At 70.3% G+C, this 16362-nt stretch carries 14 protein-coding genes; 7 read left to right on the forward strand and 7 right to left on the reverse strand.

The window, feature by feature from the left end; all coding sequences use genetic code 11:
* Nucleotides 1-63 precede the first annotated feature (63 nt).
* The 3 genes from NK718_RS00345 to NK718_RS00355 are packed head-to-tail and all read right to left on the reverse strand — an operon-like array spanning nt 64 to nt 3258.
* A complete protein-coding gene (locus tag NK718_RS00345) occupies nt 64-1080 on the reverse strand; it encodes a Gfo/Idh/MocA family protein (RefSeq protein ID WP_254737390.1) in 1017 nt (338 codons plus the stop codon).
* 24 nt (nt 1081-1104) lie between these two features.
* Nucleotides 1105-2145, reverse strand: a complete 1041-nt coding sequence (locus NK718_RS00350; RefSeq protein ID WP_254737392.1) for an aldo/keto reductase — start codon at nt 2143-2145, stop codon at nt 1105-1107.
* A gap of 57 nt (nt 2146-2202) precedes the next feature.
* The gene (locus NK718_RS00355; protein ID WP_254737394.1) at nt 2203-3258 is read right to left on the reverse strand and encodes a sugar phosphate isomerase/epimerase family protein; all 1056 of its coding nucleotides are present in this window, start codon (nt 3256-3258) and stop codon (nt 2203-2205) included.
* Nucleotides 3259-3499: 241 nt separating this feature from the next.
* Here NK718_RS00355 and NK718_RS00360 point away from each other — a divergent pair, with 241 nt between their 5' ends.
* The 3 genes from NK718_RS00360 (at nt 3500) to NK718_RS00370 (ending at nt 8468) form a co-directional block, all read left to right on the forward strand.
* Nucleotides 3500-3949, forward strand: a complete 450-nt coding sequence (locus NK718_RS00360; RefSeq protein ID WP_254737396.1) for a BA14K family protein — start codon at nt 3500-3502, stop codon at nt 3947-3949.
* A gap of 308 nt (nt 3950-4257) precedes the next feature.
* On the forward strand, nt 4258-7764 hold the full coding sequence (locus NK718_RS00365) for a family 16 glycosylhydrolase (protein WP_254737399.1): 3507 nt from the start codon (nt 4258-4260) through the stop codon (nt 7762-7764).
* Between the two features lie 182 nt (nt 7765-7946).
* Nucleotides 7947-8468, forward strand: coding sequence for a MarR family winged helix-turn-helix transcriptional regulator (locus NK718_RS00370; RefSeq protein WP_254737401.1), 522 nt, complete (start codon nt 7947-7949; stop codon nt 8466-8468).
* Nucleotides 8469-8476: 8 nt separating this feature from the next.
* Here the strand turns inward: NK718_RS00370 and NK718_RS00375 are convergent, their stop codons facing one another.
* The 4 genes from NK718_RS00375 to NK718_RS00390 are packed head-to-tail and all read right to left on the reverse strand — an operon-like array spanning nt 8477 to nt 12487.
* On the reverse strand, nt 8477-9487 hold the full coding sequence (locus NK718_RS00375) for a serine hydrolase domain-containing protein (protein WP_254737403.1): 1011 nt from the start codon (nt 9485-9487) through the stop codon (nt 8477-8479).
* A complete protein-coding gene (locus NK718_RS00380; RefSeq protein WP_254737405.1) occupies nt 9484-10440 on the reverse strand; it encodes an ABC transporter ATP-binding protein in 957 nt (318 codons plus the stop codon). The genes NK718_RS00375 and NK718_RS00380 overlap by 4 nt, the downstream gene beginning before the upstream one ends.
* Nucleotides 10437-11393 (reverse strand): ABC transporter ATP-binding protein, encoded by a 957-nt coding sequence (locus NK718_RS00385; RefSeq protein WP_254737407.1) that lies wholly within the window; start codon nt 11391-11393, stop codon nt 10437-10439. The genes NK718_RS00380 and NK718_RS00385 overlap by 4 nt, the downstream gene beginning before the upstream one ends.
* Nucleotides 11390-12487, reverse strand: coding sequence for an anhydro-N-acetylmuramic acid kinase (locus NK718_RS00390; RefSeq protein WP_254737409.1), 1098 nt, complete (start codon nt 12485-12487; stop codon nt 11390-11392). Before NK718_RS00390 ends, NK718_RS00385 begins: the two co-directional genes overlap by 4 nt.
* A gap of 99 nt (nt 12488-12586) precedes the next feature.
* Between NK718_RS00390 and NK718_RS00395 the strand changes: the two genes are divergently transcribed.
* Genes NK718_RS00395 through NK718_RS00410 form a run of 4 tightly spaced genes read left to right on the forward strand, consistent with a single transcriptional unit; the run spans nt 12587 to nt 16359 of the window.
* Complete coding sequence (locus NK718_RS00395; protein WP_254737411.1) at nt 12587-14092, forward strand: ABC transporter substrate-binding protein; 1506 nt, start codon at nt 12587-12589, stop codon at nt 14090-14092.
* A gap of 55 nt (nt 14093-14147) precedes the next feature.
* Nucleotides 14148-15098: an ABC transporter permease gene (locus NK718_RS00400; protein WP_254737413.1), complete on the forward strand. Its 951-nt coding sequence runs from the start codon at nt 14148-14150 to the stop codon at nt 15096-15098.
* Between the two features lie 2 nt (nt 15099-15100).
* Nucleotides 15101-15925, forward strand: coding sequence for an ABC transporter permease (locus NK718_RS00405; RefSeq protein ID WP_254737415.1), 825 nt, complete (start codon nt 15101-15103; stop codon nt 15923-15925).
* Nucleotides 15922-16359, forward strand: coding sequence for a GNAT family N-acetyltransferase (locus NK718_RS00410; RefSeq protein WP_254737417.1), 438 nt, complete (start codon nt 15922-15924; stop codon nt 16357-16359). Before NK718_RS00405 ends, NK718_RS00410 begins: the two co-directional genes overlap by 4 nt.
* Nucleotides 16360-16362 lie beyond the last annotated feature (3 nt).

The following is a 16362-nucleotide window of genomic DNA, read 5'->3' on the forward strand; positions in this document are numbered from 1 at the left end:
AGTCTTTCGATCCCAAGACGTAGGTGTGAAACCGCACAGGTTGCGCGGCGTCGCGTCGCGCTTTCACACCGTCTCCCAGGCGCCGCCGCGGGCGGAGCGGAACAGGGCGTCGATGACGCGCATGTTGGCGATCGCGTCCTCGAGGGGGAAGGCAAGCGCCTCCTCCCCGCGCACCGCGCGCGAGAACGCCGCGCCCTGCAGGCCGTACTGGTCGCAGGGCGGGAACTCCTCGATCCGGACGCCGGAGCCGTACACGTCCCGCCCGTCGTCGACGACGAGGGTCGATGCCCGCGCCGGCACGGGATTGAAGGGCACCTGGATCTCGACGCGGCCCCTGTCGCCCAGCACCTGCACCCGCTGGTACAGGCTCGTCTGGGTGGAGACGCTGAACACGAGCTGGCGGCCGCCGCCGAACTCGGCGAGGCCGGAGGTCAGCCGGTCGGTCTTCATCGCCGGGTCGCGGTCGATCAGCGCGACGACGCTGCGGGGCTCCTCGGCGAAGAAGTACCGGGCCGCCGCGACCGCGTAGCAGCCGATGTCGTAGAGCGCGCCGCCGCCGATGTCGGCGCGGTTGCGGATATTGGCTGGATCGGTGTTGTTGTAGTTGAACAGCACGTTGACGCTGCGCAGCTCGCCGATCTCGCCGGAGCGGGCGATTTCGCGGGCACGCAGCCATTGCGGATGGTGGCGCACCATGAACGCCTCCGCGACCAGCCGGCCGGTGCGGCCGCGCGCCTCGACCAGCGCTTCGGCCTCCTCGGCGGTGAGCGCGATCGGCTTCTCGCACAGCACGTGCTTGCCGGCGTCCATCGCCTTGATCGTCCACGGCACGTGCAGATGGTTGGGCAGGGGGTTGTAGACCGCCTCGATCTCGGGGTCGGCCAGCAGCTCCTCGTAGGAGCCGTAGGCCTTCGCCAGCCCGAGCGCGGCGGCGGCCTTGCGCGCCTTGTCGAGATCGCGCGAGGCGATGCCGCGCACCTCGACGTTGGATGCGCCGAGCATGCCGGGAACGACCTTCTCGGTGGCGATGCGGGCGACGCCGAGCACGCCCCAGACGACGGGCTTCGCGGATTCGGACATGGAAACCTCCAGGGTGGGCGGCGGTCAGCGCAGGATGGGGTTGAGCAGGCCCAGCGCCCGCCACAGGTCCCGACCGTCGACGAGAGCGTGGCGGTCGATCTCGGCCAGCTCCTCGGGCGTGAAATCGAGCCGGTCGAGGGCGGCCAGCGTGTCGTCGAGCTGGGCGACCGTCCGTGCCCCGACCAGCGCGGAGGTAACGCGGCCGCCGCGCAGGATCCAGGCCACCGCCATCTGCGCCAGGGTCTGGCCGCGGCGGCGCGCGATGTCGGCGAGGCCGCGCAACCGCGCCAGGTTGTCGTCGGCGAGCAGCGCCTGGGGGAAGGTGCCGGGGCGCGCGGCGCGCGAGTCGGCCGGCGCGCCGTCGATGTACTTGTCGGTGAGGAAGCCCTGCGCCAGCGGCGAGAAGGCGATGGAGCCGATGCCCTCCTCCTCCAGCACCGCCTGCAGGCGGTCCTCGATCCAGCGGTTGACGATGGAGTAGGAGGGCTGGTGGATCAGGCAGGGCGTTCCCAGATCGCGCAGGATGCGCGCCGCCTCCCGCGTCGCGTCGAACGGGTAGTTGGACACTCCAACATAGAGCGCCTTGCCCTGCCGCACGGCGGAGGCCAGCGCGCCCATCGTCTCCTCGAGCGGGGTCTCCGGGTCGAAGCGGTGGGAGTAGAAAATGTCGACGTAGTCGAGCCCCATGCGCGCCAGGCTGGCATCCAGGCTGGCCAGCAAATACTTGCGCGAGCCCCACTCGCCGTAGGGGCCAGGCCCCATGCGGTAGCCCGCCTTGGTCGACACGATCAGCTCGTCGCGATAGGGCCGCAGGTCGGAGGCCAACACGCGCCCGAACATCTCCTCGGCGGAACCGGGCGGCGGGCCGTAATTGTTGGCGAGGTCGAAATGGGTGACGCCACGGTCGAAGGCGCGAAGCAGGATGGCCCGGCCGGTCTCGTGAACGTCGCGGCCGCCGAAGTTCTGCCAGAGCCCCAGCGATACCGCCGGCAGCTTGAGGCCGCTGCGCCCGCAGCGGCGGTAGGGCATGGCTTCGTAGCGGTCGGCGGCGGCGGAATAGGTCATCGCTTGTCCTCGCGGCGGGCGGGACGGGGCGGGCGGGACGCCCGCCCGCGCCTTCGTTCAGAGGCCGAGCAGCCGGGCGATCTGCGCCTTGTCGACGCCGCCGGCGGCGAAGTCGTCGAACGCCTTCTCGGTGACGCGGATGATGTGGCTGCGGATGAACTCCGAGCCCTCGGCCGCGCCCTGTTCCGGGTGCTTCAGCGCGCACTCCCACTCCAGCACGGCCCAGGACGAATAGCCGTACTGCGCCATCTTCGAGAAGATCGCGCCGAAATCGACCTGCCCGTCGCCCAGCGAGCGGAACCGGCCGGCGCGATTCACCCAGCCCTGGTAGCCGGAATAGACGCCCTGCCGTCCGTCCGGGTTGAACTCGGCGTCCTTCACGTGGAAGGCCTTGATGCGCTCGTGGTAGATGTCGATGAAGGCGAGGTAGTCGAGCTGCTGCAGCAGGAAGTGCGACGGGTCGTAGTTGATGTTGCAGCGCTTGTGGCCGTTCACCGCGTCGAGGAACATCTCGAAGGTGGCGCCGTCGAACACGTCCTCGCCGGGATGGATCTCGTAGCAGAGGTCGACGCCGACCTCGTCATAGGCGTCGAGAATCGGCTTCCAGCGGCGGCCGAGCTCCTCGAAGGCGGTCTCGATCAGGCCGGCCGGGCGCTGCGGCCACGGATAGACGAACGGCCACGCCAGCGCGCCGGTGAACGACACCGAGGCGTCGAGGCCGAGGTGGCGCGATGCCTTGGCCGCCAGCTTCAGCTGCTCGACCGCCCAGGCCTGGCGCTCCTTCGGCTTGCCGCGCAGGGCCGGCGGGGCGAAGCCGTCGAAGGCCTCGTCGAAGGCCGGGTTCACTGCCACGAGCTGGCCCTGCAGGTGGGTCGACAGCTCGGTGATGGCGACGCCGTGCCGGGCCGCTGTTCCGGCGAGCTCGTCGCAATAGGCCTTCGATGACGCGGCCTTGGCGAGGTCGATGAGCCGGCCGTCCCAGGTCGGAACCTGCACGCCCACATAGCCGTGCCCGGCCGCCCACTCGCAGATCGCATCGAAGGAATTGAAGGGCGCTTCGTCCCCCGCGAACTGCGCGAGAAAGATCGCGGGCCCTTTCAGGTTGCTCGCCATGTCGTCCTCCCAGGATGTCCGTCGGCTTGTCGCCGTCACGGCGCGGGCCGGCTCCCGCGTTCGCAAAGGTCTTCCCACAGCCTATTGAGGTGCGCAACTCAATTCGCTGGGCCGTCCGGAAGGAAAGGCCGGGAAGACACACGGTCGCGCCGCGAGCGGGGGCCGATTCGAGCCGTCCCGGGATCAAAAATCCGGCTTCGGCGTTGGGGACCCAACGAAACCGCATCGTCGGGAGAACATAATGTTCGGAGCAAAGCCACTCAGTCTTCTGGCGGCCGCGACTCTCGCGGCCGGCCTCACCGTCGCCGCGCCCGCCCCGCAGGCCATGGCGCAGGGTCATTCCTCATACGGCGAGGGCGGCGACCCCGGACCGCGCCAGCCCGGCATGTACCGCTGGAACCACCGCGGCGCCTACGCGCCCCGCTATTCCTACGGCGTGCCGCGCTACAACGGCCGGAACTACGCCTACTACCCGCGTCATCGCTACTACCCGCGCTACGGCTACTACCGCCACGGCTACAATCCGGGCGCGGCGGCGGCGGCGGGCATTATCGGCCTGACCACGGGCGCCATCATCGGCAACGCGCTGTCGAACCACGCGTCGCCCAACTCCTGCTACCGCTACAAGTCCTACAATCCGTCGACCGGGACGTACCTGGGCTATGACGGGCGGCGGCATTATTGCCCGTAAGCAGGGCGTCACGTCGTCGAACGACGACGGATGGTAACGGTCAAGGTTCAGGGCCGGCGCGCCGATATTTCGCGGCGCGCCGGCTCAAGCCTAAGCTTGCGTATGCGACCTTCCGACGCAGCCGCCCGAGTATTGGCCGCTCACGGTAAAGTCATCGCCATCGATTGAGGAACTTCGGGCCCGCGATCGCATTGATCGGGTCCCGGATTTCCGACGCCGTTCATGCCCCCGCGACCCGCCAGCGTCGCGCCGCGTGAACGGAGAGGAGGAGGCCGGCTACCGCACTGCGCCCTTCCGGAGAGCACTTGATGTCGACGACCGTTCCTCCCCGCTCGGGGATGACCCTTTCCTTCTCCGACGAGTTCGACCGCACGACGCTGAACGGCGACGGCTACAACTGGATGACCTATTTCCCGTGGGGCGCGCGCAACCAGCCTAACCTCGAGCAGAGCAGCCTCTTCGTCGACACGGACTATGTCACGCCCACCGGCATCATGCCGGGCATCAACCCGCATCAGATGATCGCCGACCCGAACGAGCCGGGCGACGGCATCCTCGCCATCACCGCCGACCTGACGCCCGCCGACCTCGTCGACGACATCGGCGCGAAGTACACCTCGGGCCACATCAACTCCGCCAACATGTTCGACTTCCGCTACGGCTATGTCGAGATGCGGGCGCAGGTGCCCTTCGGGCAGGGCCTTCTCAGCACGTTCTACCTGCTGCGCACCGACACCGCCGCGCTCGGCGAGATCGACATCAACGAGCATGTCGGCCAGTGGCCGAAGAACCTGTTCTCCAGCGTCCACTACTGGAACGGCCAGTACACGGCGATCGACAAGACGGTGCGCGAGATCGTCACCACCGACCTGTCGGCGGGCTTCCACACCTACGGCGTGGACTGGCAGGCCGACTACATCACCTTCTACGTGGACGGCCAGGTGAAGGGGAAGATGGTGACGCCGGAGTCGCTCAAGGCGCCGATGTACATCATCGCGGACATGTCGGTGGGCAGCAACTGGGTCGGCTACCCCGACAGCACCACCGTGTTCCCGAACCAGTACAAGATCGACTACATCAAGGTTTTCCAGGACGCCTCGGCCTTCGTGCCGCTCACGGTCAATGGCACCAGCGCGAGCGAGACGCTGTCGGGCGGCGACGGCGCCGACACGATCTCGGGCGGCCTCGGCGACGACACCATCATGGGCGGGCAGGGCGCCGACACCATCTCCGGCGGCGACGGCGCGGACCGGATCATCGGCAATATCGGCAACGACACGATCGTCGGCAACGGCGGGGCCGATACGCTGGAGGGCAGCGGCGGCGACGACCTGTTCGTGATCGACGCCTCCGACACGGTGTACGAGCGTCCCACGGCGGGCTTCGACACCGTCATGACCAGCAGCAACACCTACAATCCGCCGGGCAATATCGAGGGTGTGATCTTCACCGGCGTCGGCAATTTCAGCTCCGTCGGCACCCCGGGGCCGGGCCTCTATATCGGCTTCGACGGCAACGACACGATGAACGGCGGAACGGGCGACGACACGATCCGCGGCGGGCTGGGCAATGACAGCCTCACCGGCGCGGACGGCGCGGACTGGCTGTACGGCGGCGACGGCAACGACACGATGGTCGGCGGGACGGGCGCGGACCGCTACATCTTCACCACGCCCGTATCCGCCTCCTCGGACCTGATCCGCAGCTTCCGTCCCGGCGAGGACAAGATCGACCTGCGCGCGCTGGGCCTGACGGACTGGACGCAGATCCAGGGCAAGATCACCGCCAACGCGTCCGGCTACGCGGTCATCACGTCCGGCAACGAGACCATCACGCTCGAGAACGTGAAGCCGACGGCGCTCTCTTCCGGCGACTTCATCCAGGGCGCGGCCGACGTCGCGCAGGCCCCGACGGGCCTGAAGCTCTCCAACAGCACGGTGTTGGAGAACAGCGCGCTAGGCACCGAGGTCGGCACGCTGATCGGGCTCGATCCCGATCCCACCCAGGCGCACCGCTACTCATTGGTCGACGACGCGGGCGGCCTGTTCGCCATCTCCGGCCGGCGCATCGTCGTCGCCGGCGCGCTCGACTACGAGACCGCGACCTCGCACCAGGTCACGGTGCAGATCACCAACGAATCCGGACTGAGCACCACGAGGGTGCTGACGATCGGCGTCGGCGACGTCCTGGAGGGCAACCAGCCTCCCCCGCCGCCGCCCCCGCCGGAAGGCGTGCCGGGCGGCACCACCATCGACGGCACCGCGGCCGCCGACACGCTGACGGGCACGACGGGTGTCGACACGATCATCGCCGGCGGCGGCAATGACAGCCTCGTGGGCTACGCCGGCAACGACAGCCTGGACGGCGGCTCGGGCGCGGACACGCTGCTCGGCGGCGCTGGCGCCGACACGATGCTGGGCTACACCGGCTTCGACGTCGCCAGCTATTCCTCGGCGGGCGGTGCGATCCAGATCGACATGGGCAATGGCCTGTGGGGCGGCGCGTCCGGCGACGCCGCCGGCGATCGGCTCTACGGCATCGAGGGGCTGGAAGGCAGCGCCTATAACGACCTCGTCTACGCCGGCACGGGCGGCAGCCGCATCTGGGGCATGGCCGGCAACGACCGTCTCGAGGGCCGCGGCGGCGTCGACTCGCTCTACGGCGGCGACGGCAACGACCTGATCGTCGGCTGGGGCGGCAACGACAGCCTCAACGGCCAGGGCGGCAGCGACACCTTCGTCTTCGCGCCCGGCTCCGGCAAGGACCTCGTCGCGGGCTTCCAGGCCGGCAACGGGCTGGGCGACGTGATCGCCTTCCAGGGCCAGTTCACCAGCTTCGAGCAGGTGATGGCGGCGACCGCGGACGTCACCGGCGGGACATCCCCGTTCGGCAGCTTCAACGGCGCGGTCATCACCATGGGGGCGGACCAGATCTTCCTCCTCAACGTCTCCAAGGCGCAGCTCGTCGCCGACGACTTCGATTTCACCACCTACCAGCTCACCGCGCCGCCGAACCCGCCGGACCAGGGCCCCGACCCGGTGAGCCAGGATCCGCAGGCGAGCACCGGCGGCGCGGTCGGCACCAACGGCGCCGACAGCATGGTCGGCACGGACGCCGGGGACACGATGTCCGGCATGCTCGGCAACGACTCCCTGTCGGGGCTCGGCGGCAATGACAGCCTCGACGGCGGCGGCGGAGCCGACACGCTGGCCGGCGGCGCGGGCGCGGATACGCTCAGCGGCGGGGCGGGTGTCGACGTCGCCTCCTATCTCGGCGCATCGACCGCCATCGCGCTGGACATGGACAACGCCGCCTGGGCCGGAGCCAAGGGCGACGCCGCCGGCGACAGCCTGATCGGGGTCGAGAGCGTCGAGGGCTCGAACTTCGCCGACGCCATCCTGGCGGCGTCGTCGGGCGCGCGCCTGTTCGGCATGGGCGGCGACGACACGCTCACCGGCCGCGTCGGAAACGACACGATCATGGGCGGCGACGGCAACGACCGCATCCTCGGCGACGGTGGCAACGACAGCCTCAACGGACAGGCGGGGAACGACACGTTCGTGTTCCTCGCCGGCTCCGGGAAGGACCTCGTCGCCGGCTTCAGCGCGGGAGCGTCGGTCGCCGACACGATCGAGTTCCACGGCCAGTTCACCAGCCTGTCCGACGTGCTGGCGCACGCGCAGCAGGTGAGCAACGTGACCTCGCCGCTCGGCACGGCCTTTTCCGGCACGGTGATCACGGCAGGCTCGGACGAGATCTGGCTCGCCAACGTCAACAAGACCGCGCTGGCCGCCAACGACTTCGTTTTCCTCTAGGACGGCCTCTCTCAACACGCGGCCGCCGTCCCTCGGGGCGGCGGCCGTCGCATGGGGGGGCAGGCGCTCCGGCCTGGGTCGATCTGGCGTTCCCTCGATTGACTTTCTTCTCCTTTTGCTGCGGATGCTGGGCGTCCGGGCGTCGTCCCGGCGCACGCAATCCGCTTCGTCGAAGGGCGCGCATGGTCAAGATCGCAGGGTCCAGGGAGGCGGCGTCCGGCCAGGGCGCGGGGCGGCGGGCGGCGGCGCTCGCGCTCGACGAGTTCCTGCCCTACCGACTGAACGTGTTGGCCCAGATCGTGGCCGAGGGGCTTGAGCGCGAGTACTCGGCTGCCTTCGGCATCCACATTCCCGAGTGGCGCATCCTCGCCGCGCTCGGCGAACAGCGCGAGATGACGGCGCGCGACATCGGCCGCCACAGCCGCATGCACAAGACCAAGGTGTCGCGGGCGGTGGCCCACCTGCTCGACCGCGGCCTGCTCGACAGGCGCGCCAACGAGACGGACCGACGCGAGGCGTTCCTGAAGCTCAGCCCCGAGGGGCGGGCCATCTACGAGGCGATCGTGCCGATGGCGAAGGCCTACGAGGCGCGCCTGACGGAAGGTCTATCGCGGCAGGACCTTGCGGCCGTCGACCGGGTGCTGCGGCTGATCCTGCGCCGGGTCGGCACGCCGTCGCGCGAGCCTCGCGACACTGGCGCCTAGTCCGGAGATCAGCCGGCGGCGACGGCGTCGCCCACGGCGCGGCGCAGTTCCACGATGCCTGTGTCGCGATGCCGGGTGGGATGCACGCGATTGGTCAGCAGCGTCCAGGCGCGGCCGCGCTCCCTGTCGATCCACAGGCCCACGCCGGTGAAACCGGTATGGCCGAGAGTCCCGGCCCCGCAGGCGTCGCCGCCCGACCAGCCCGGATAGGCGATCTCCCAGCCGAGCGCCCGTGTCGGGCTCTGCCGCCGCGTCAGCTCCGCCATCGTCGCCGGCGACAGCAGCGAGCCGTCGAGAATGCGCCCGGCGAATTCGAGCAGCGCGTCGACCGCGCCGAACAGGCCGGCATGCCCGGACGCGCCGCCGAGCGCGAAGGCGTTCTCGTCGTGGACCTCGCCGCGCATCACCCGGCCGCGCCACGAGCAGCGCTCGGTGGCGGCGCACTGGGTCGGATCGGGCCGGAAAGTGAAGCCCGGCTGGAGCGGCTGCTCCAGCAGGGGGCGTCCCGTCAGCCGCTCGATGACGATGCCGAGCAGGATGAAGTTGATGTCGGAATAGACGGACGGCCCGGCCCGCCATTCCCGCTGCAGCACGAAGGCGCGCAAGGTCTCCGGATCCTGCCCGTAGGTGTAGAGCGGCTCCACCGCCGGCAGATGCGTCTGGTGCGTCAGGCACTGGCGCAGCGTCAGGCGGCGCTCCGGCGCACCCGCCACGTCGTATTGCCGCAGGTCCGGGATCGCCGCGGCGAGCGGATCGTCCAGGCCGATGCGGCCCGCCTCGACGAGGCGCAGGATGGTTGTGGTGGTGAACACGACCTTGGTGAGCGAGGCGAGGTCGAACACCGTTTCGCGCCGCATCGGCACGGCGTCCGGCTCGCGCTGGGCGAGGCCGGCGACGCGCACCGCGCGCCCGCCGTCGGCGGAGACGACGCCCAGCACGGCGCCGGGGATGCGCCCGGCCTCGACGGCGTCGCGAGCCGGCGCGAAGGCCGCGTCGGCGAGGCTGGCGGGATCGGTCATGACACGGGCTCGTACAGGTGGCAGGCGGCGAGCGCGACGTCGTCGCCGACCCGCCGCGGAACGAGCGCGGGAATGTCGACGGCGCAGCGCGGCATGGCGTGGCGGCAGCGGCCGTGGAAGGCGCAGCCCGGGGGCGGGGCGGAGGGGTCCGGCAGGTCGCCCTCCAGCACGATGCGCTCGCGCTTCGGCTGGCCCGGAGCCGTCGGCACGGCGGAGAGCAGCGCCTGCGTGTAGGGATGCGCCGGCCGCGCGAAGATGTCGGCGGCGTCGCCGGTCTCGACGATGCGGCCGAGATACATCACGGCGATGCGGTCGCTGACATGGCGGATGACCGAGAGGTCGTGGCTGATGAAGATCATCGAGAGCGACAGCTTGCGGCGCAGCTCGGCGATCAGGTTGATGATCTGGGACTGGATCGACACGTCGAGCGCCGACACCGGCTCGTCGGCGACGAGCAGCTTCGGCGAGAGGGCGAGCGCGCGGGCGATGGCGATGCGCTGGCGCTGGCCGCCGGAAAACTCGTGCGGAAAGCGAGACCCCGAATCGGGCGGCAATCCCACCATGTCGAGCAGCTCCGCCACCCGGGCCTTGACGCCGGCGACGCCGTGCACGACCAGCGGCTCGCCGACGATGGTGGACACGCGATGGCGCGGGTTGAGCGAGCCGAACGGGTCCTGGAACACCATCTGCATGTCGCGCCGCCGCTTCGTCATGGCGTGGCGGGACAGCCCCGTCAGTTCCTCGCCGGCGAAGCGGATCGACCCGGAGGTCGGCTCGGTCAGCCGCAGCACGGCGCGGCCGAGCGTGGACTTGCCGCAGCCGGATTCGCCGACCACGCCCAGCACCTCGCCCTCGGCGAGCGTGAAGCTGACATCCTGCAGCGCGCGCAGCGTGCGGCCGTGCGGGCCGGCATAGTGCTTGGTGAGTCCCTGGACCTCGAGAAGCGGCGTCATGAGGCGGGGTTCCAGCAGGCGGCGCGGTGGCCCGCCTCGCCCGTCAAGGGCGGGAGGACCTTGCGGCAGGCCTCGACCGGCGCGGCGCAGCGCGGCGCGAAGGCGCATCCGTCGCCGCGCGCGCCGGGCGGCGGCACCATTCCGCGGATCGAGGGAAGCAGCGCACCGGGCGGGTTGCTGGCCGGCATGGTGTCGATCAAGGCCTGGGTGTAGCGGTGGCGCGGCCGGGCGAACAGCTCGGCGACGCTCGCCTCCTCCACGATACGGCCGGCGTACATCACGGCGGCGCGGTCGCACACGTCGGAGACGACGCCGAGGTCGTGGGTGATCAGCAGGCAGGCCATGCCCATGTCGCGGCGAAGCCGGTCGATCAGCGCCAGGATCTGCGCCTGCACGGTCACGTCGAGCGCGGTGGTCGGCTCGTCGGCGATCAGCACGCGCGGCTCGCAGGCGAGCGCGATGGCGATCATCACGCGCTGGCGCTGGCCGCCCGAGAGCTGGTGGGGATAGCGCTCCAGCTGCTCGCGCGGGGCGGGCAGGCCGACGAGCGCGATCAGCTCGGCGGCGCGCGCCAGGGCCGCGGAGCGCCCGAGGCCGCGATGGATCTCCAGCACCTCGGCGATCTGGTCGCCCACCGTGAACACCGGGTTCAGCGAGGTCATCGGCTCCTGGAAGATCATGCCGACGCGGTCGCCGCGCAGCCGGCGCAGCCCCTCGGAGTCGAGCGCCCGCACGTCGGCGCCGTCGATGACGATACGGCCCGCCGCGATCTCGACCGGCGGGCTCGGCAGCAGCCGGATCGTGGCGAGCGCCGTCAGCGACTTGCCGCAGCCGGACTCGCCGACGAGGCCCATCATCTCGCCGGCGGCGAGGTGAAAGCTGACGTCCTCGACGAGCGCCTTGCCGCCCACCGTCAAAGTGAGCCCTTCGACGCTCAGGACCGTGGAACTCATGCGGCCTTCCACAATTCGCCGCCGCGCATCGGCTTCGGCGCGCCGGTGGTCGTGGGCAGGCTCAGGGGCAGCCCCGCCAGCGAGCGCACCGCGAGATAGCCGAAGCACTGCGCCTCGATGAAGTCGCCGTTCCAGCCCACCGCTTCGACCGGGTCGACCGGGACGCCGAGCCGCTCGGCGAGGAGGCGCATGAAGGTCGCGTTGAGACGCCCGCCGCCGGTCACCAGCCAGCGCAGCGGGGCGCGCGGAACGTGGCGCAGCGCGTCGGCGGCGGAGGCCACGGTGAAGGCGGCGAGCGTGGCGGCCCCCTCCGCGTCGCCGAGCGACTGCACGGCCTCGGCCCAGGCGTGGAAATCGTTGCGGTCGAGCGACTTGGGGGCGGGCCGGTCGAAATAGGGGTGGCGCATCAGCCGCGCCACCATCGCCGCGTCGGGCGCGCCGGAGGCCGCCAGCCGGCCGCCTTCGTCGAACGGCTTGCCCAGCCGCTTCAGCACGAAGTCGTCGAGCAGGGCGGAGGCGGGGCCGGTGTCGAAGGCGATCACCGTGTCGCCGTCGATATAGGTGACGTTGCCGACGCCGCCGAGGTTCAGGACCATCACGGGCTGGGGCAGGGTCGCGGCCAGCGCCCGGTGGTAGAGCGGGGCGAACGGCGCGCCTTCGCCGCCCGCCGCCACGTCGGCGTGGCGAAAGCGGTTGACGACGTCGAGGCCGATCCGCCTCGCCATTCTCGGCCCGTCGCCGAGCTGGCGCGTGAAGCGCTTCTCGGGCCGGTGCCAGACGGTCTGGCCGTGCAGGCCGACGACATCCACCCGCGCCTTGTCGATGGCGAAGTCGCGCAGGAAGGCGAGCACCGCGTCGGCGTGAGCATCGCTGACCCTCGCCTCGAGCCCGGCCAGCGGGTCGGTCTCGGCGATGGCGGGGTCGCGCAGCAGGTCGAGCAGTTCGGCGCGCAGCTCCGGCGCGTAGGGATAGGTGCGCCCCGGGCCGGGCCGCACGGCCAGATCACCGTCGGTCTCCACGAGTGAGACGTCGATGCCGTCCATGGACGTGCCGGAAATGGCGCCGACGGCGGTCTTGAGGGGGACTTGCGGCACGGTCGGCCTCCGGGTTTGCAGCTTGCAATTGGTATTATACTGGCATACCGTCCGGCAACACGAAACTACGGCGGTTTCGCCGCGCTCGGAGGGGTTGTGATGGCTCGTGTCTCGCTTCGTTCGACTCTGCTGGCCGGGGCCTTCGCCCTTTGCGTTGCGCCCGCCTCGGCGCAGGTGCTCGAGGCGGCGATCGACCAGTCGCCCGCGGGCCTCGACCCGCATATCATCACCGCCTTCGCCTCGTTCATGGTCGTCAACGGCACGATCTACGAGGGCCTGACCGCCATCGACAAGGACCTGCGCGTGCAGCCCGGCATCGCCGAGAGCTGGACCGTGGCCCCGGACGGCAAGACCTACACCTTCAAGCTGCGCTCGGGCGCCACCTTCCACAACGGCGCGCCGGTTGAGGCAGCCGACGTCGTCTCCTCGCTGAAGCGCGTGCTGTCGAAGGACATCGCCTCGCCGCTGGCGAGCCGGCTGGCCGCCGTCGACACCATCAACGCGCCCGACGCCTCCACCGTGGAACTGAAGCTGAAGGAGCCGGCCGCGCCGCTGCTCACCTCGCTCGCGACGCTGGCGATCGTGCCGCGCGGGTTCGAGGCCGACAAGGACTCGCTGCAGAAGCAGCCGGTCGGCACCGGGCCGTTCAAGTTCAAGGACTGGCAGCCCAACGGCTTCATCCAGCTCGCCCGCCACGAGGGCTACTGGAAGAAGGGCGCGCCCAAGCTGGAGGGCGTGAAGTTCAACATCGTGCCCGAGTCCGCCACGCGCCAGGTCGGCGTGTCGAGCGGCCAGTACGCCATGCTGCCCAACATCGACGCGGCGACGGCGCTGCAGCTCAAGGGCAAGCCCAACGTCAAGCTCGCCGAGACGCTGGAGCTCGCCTACTCGCTGGTGGGCATGAACGTCTCCCGGCCGCCCTTCGACAACGCCAAGGTGCGCGAGGCGCTGAACACCGCGATCAACCGCGACGAGATCGTCGCCGCCGCGCTGTTCGGCGCGGGCGTGCCCGGCGGTCCGCTGTCGCCGGCGCTCAAGGACTGGGCCGTCGATGTCAAGGAGTTCCCCTGCTACAAGTCCGACCCGGCCAAGGCGCAGGAGCTGCTCAAGGCCGCGGGCGTGCAGACGCCCGTCGCGGTGACGATGATCGTGCTGCCCAGGCAGGACATCAAGGACATCGCCCAGGTGGTGCAGCAGCAGCTCAACAAGGCCGGCTTCAAGGTCGAGCTGAAGACGCCGGAGCTGGGGCAGTTCATCCAGGATTGGCGCAACAGCAATTTCGACCTGTTCGCCTCCACCAACGCCGGCAGCCCGGACCCGGACGACTATTTCTACCGCACCTTCCGCACGGGCGGTTCGACCAACGTGTTCAAGTACTCGAACCCGGAGGTCGACACGCTGCTCGACAGGGCGCGCGCCACCACCGACACCGCGGCGCGCAAGGCCGACTACGCCAAGGTGCAGAAGACGCTCGCCTGCGAAGGGCCGATCGCCCACCTCACCTACGGCCAGCTCTTCACGGCGCTGCGCTCCAACGTGCAGGGCTTCGAGATCATCGCCAACCGCTCGCTGTCCTCGCTGGCGGACGTCTCCGTCCTGAAGTGAGCGCGAGCGCGTCGAACGGCGGGGCGCGCGGCTCGCGCGCCCTTCGGGCCCCGACATGATCGGCCGCCTGCTCCTCAACCGGCTCGCCGACCTCGCCCTCGTGCTGTTCAGCGTGTCGGTGATCGTGTTCTTCATGATCCGCTTCATCCCCGGCGACGCGGTGGCGATCATGCTGGGCGCGAACACCGAGGTGACGCCGGAGCGCATCGCCGAGATGCGGGCGCGGCTGGGGCTCGACCTGCCGATCGTGCAGCAATACGCGCAATGGGCCGGCAAGGCGCTGCGCGGCGACTTCGGCACCTCGCTGTGGACCGGCCGCCCGGTGCTCGACGAGATCGCCGTCCATGTCTGGCCGACCGTGCAGCTCACCGTGCTGTCGCTGGTCATCGGCGCGGTGCTGGCGGTGCCGGCCGGCGTGCTGATGGCGCGGCTGCGCGGCCAGGCCGCCGACGCGGCGATGCGCGTCGTCACCGTCGCCGGGCTGACGATCCCGTCCTTCTGGCTCGGCATCGTGATGATCCTCGTCGTGGCCACCGTCGCGCCGGGCCTGCAGGCGCTCGGCTACGTGCCGTTCTCGCAGGACCCGCTCGGCAATATCGGGCGGCTGCTCCTGCCGGCGCTGGCGCTCGGCCTGCCCATTCTCGCCAATCTCTCGCGGCTGGTGCGCTCCGCCATGCTGGACGCGCTGTCGCAGGACTATATCCGCACCGCCCGCGCCAAGGGCGTCAGCGAGCGCAAGGTGCTGTACAAGCACGCGCTGCGCAACGCGCTGATCCCGTTCGTGACCAGCGTCGGCATCATGACCGGCTACCTGCTGGGCGGCGCCATCGTGGTGGAGCAGGTCTTCGCCATTCCCGGCCTCGGCCGCCTCATCCTCGGCGCGATTGCCGAGCGCAACTACCCGCTGCTGCAGGCGACCATCCTGGTCGTGACCAGCGGCTTCGTCTTCGTCAACTTCGCGGTCGATCTGCTCTATCTGGCGATCGACCCGCGCGTGCGGGCCTGAGCATGGAGGCGCTGCGTCGCAACAAGCTGCTGGCTTTCGCCGTCGTGTTCATCGCCGCGCAGGTGCTGGTGGCCGTCTTCGCCGACTGGATCGCCCCGTACGACCCGGTGGCGCAGGACGTGATCGCGCGCATGAAGGGGCCCAGCGTGGCGCACTGGCTGGGCACCGATCAGTTCGGCCGCGACATTCTCTCGCGCGTCATTCACGGCTGGCGGTCATCGCTCGCCGTGTCGGTGTCCTCGGTCGGCGCGGCGCTCGTGGTCGGCGGCGCGCTGGGGCTCGTCGCGGCCTATTACCGGGGCTGGACGGACCGCATCGTCATGCGCGCCATGGACGTGTTCTTCGCGTTCCCCGTCATGCTGCTCGCCATCGGCGTAGTCGCGGTGCTGGGGCCGCGCAGCTTCACGGCGGCGGTGGCCATCGCCATCGTCTACACGCCGATCTTCGCGCGCTTGCTGCGCGGGCCGGCGCTGGTGGTGTGCGAGAGCGACTACGTGACCGGCGCGCGCGCCGTCGGGGCATCGGACGCGCGCATCATCCTCATGCACGTACTGCCCAACCTCGCCAGCGTCGTGCTGGTGCAGACGAGCCTGCTGCTCTCCGCCGCCATCCTGGTGGAGGCGTCGCTTTCCTTCCTCGGTCTCGGCGTCCAGCCCCCGACGCCGTCGCTGGGCTTGATGCTGTCTGAAGGTCGCAACTTCCTGATGCTGTCGCCGTGGAGCGCCATCTTCTCCGGCCTCGCCATCCTGCTGCTGTCCTTCGGCCTCAACCTGCTCGGCGACGCCCTGCGCGACACGCTGGACCCGCGCCTTCGAGGCCGGGCGTGATCGTTCGGTCGGCGACGGACGCCGACGTGCCGGCGCTGGCGCGGGTGGCGACTTCCTCCTACGCGAGCGGCTTCCGCGACATCCTCGAGCCCGAGACGCTGGCCAGCCGGGACGAGGCCTTCTTCGCCCAGCGCTTCGCCGGCGAACTCGCGTCCCTGCGCGTGGCGGAGGAGGGCGGCCGGACCATCGGTTTCTCGAAGGTCACCGACACGCATCTCGACATGCTGTTCGTCGACCCCGCCGCGCAGGGAACCGGCGGCGGCGGCGCGCTGCTCGCCGAGGCGGAGGCGCGCGGCGTGCGGACGCTCGAATGCTTCCGCGACAATGCCGCCGCGCGGCGCTTCTACGAGCGCCACGGATGGCGGCTGGCGCGCGCCTACGAGCGCGACTTCCTCGGCAAGTCGCGGGCCTTCGTCTTCTACGAGAAGCCCTGAGGC

It is taken from the genome of Alsobacter ponti (assembly GCF_024294805.1).
Lineage (GTDB): Bacteria > Pseudomonadota > Alphaproteobacteria > Rhizobiales > Beijerinckiaceae > Alsobacter > Alsobacter ponti.

Excerpts from the sequence above, each read along its gene's own strand:
- NK718_RS00400 (WP_254737413.1), top strand. The coding sequence starts at position 14,148 with ATGATCGGCCGCCTGCTCCTCAACCGGCTCGCCGACCTCGCCCTCGTG.
- NK718_RS00375 (WP_254737403.1), bottom strand. The coding sequence starts at position 9,487 with ATGACCGATCCCGCCAGCCTCGCCGACGCGGCCTTCGCGCCGGCTCGC.
- NK718_RS00370 (WP_254737401.1), top strand. The coding sequence starts at position 7,947 with ATGGTCAAGATCGCAGGGTCCAGGGAGGCGGCGTCCGGCCAGGGCGCG.
- NK718_RS00365 (WP_254737399.1), top strand. The coding sequence starts at position 4,258 with ATGTCGACGACCGTTCCTCCCCGCTCGGGGATGACCCTTTCCTTCTCC.
- NK718_RS00360 (WP_254737396.1), top strand. The coding sequence starts at position 3,500 with ATGTTCGGAGCAAAGCCACTCAGTCTTCTGGCGGCCGCGACTCTCGCG.
- NK718_RS00350 (WP_254737392.1), bottom strand. The coding sequence starts at position 2,145 with ATGACCTATTCCGCCGCCGCCGACCGCTACGAAGCCATGCCCTACCGC.
- NK718_RS00355 (WP_254737394.1), bottom strand. The coding sequence starts at position 3,258 with ATGGCGAGCAACCTGAAAGGGCCCGCGATCTTTCTCGCGCAGTTCGCG.
- NK718_RS00395 (WP_254737411.1), top strand. The coding sequence starts at position 12,587 with ATGGCTCGTGTCTCGCTTCGTTCGACTCTGCTGGCCGGGGCCTTCGCC.
- NK718_RS00405 (WP_254737415.1), top strand. The coding sequence starts at position 15,101 with ATGGAGGCGCTGCGTCGCAACAAGCTGCTGGCTTTCGCCGTCGTGTTC.
- NK718_RS00380 (WP_254737405.1), bottom strand. The coding sequence starts at position 10,440 with ATGACGCCGCTTCTCGAGGTCCAGGGACTCACCAAGCACTATGCCGGC.
- NK718_RS00385 (WP_254737407.1), bottom strand. The coding sequence starts at position 11,393 with ATGAGTTCCACGGTCCTGAGCGTCGAAGGGCTCACTTTGACGGTGGGC.
- NK718_RS00345 (WP_254737390.1), bottom strand. The coding sequence starts at position 1,080 with ATGTCCGAATCCGCGAAGCCCGTCGTCTGGGGCGTGCTCGGCGTCGCC.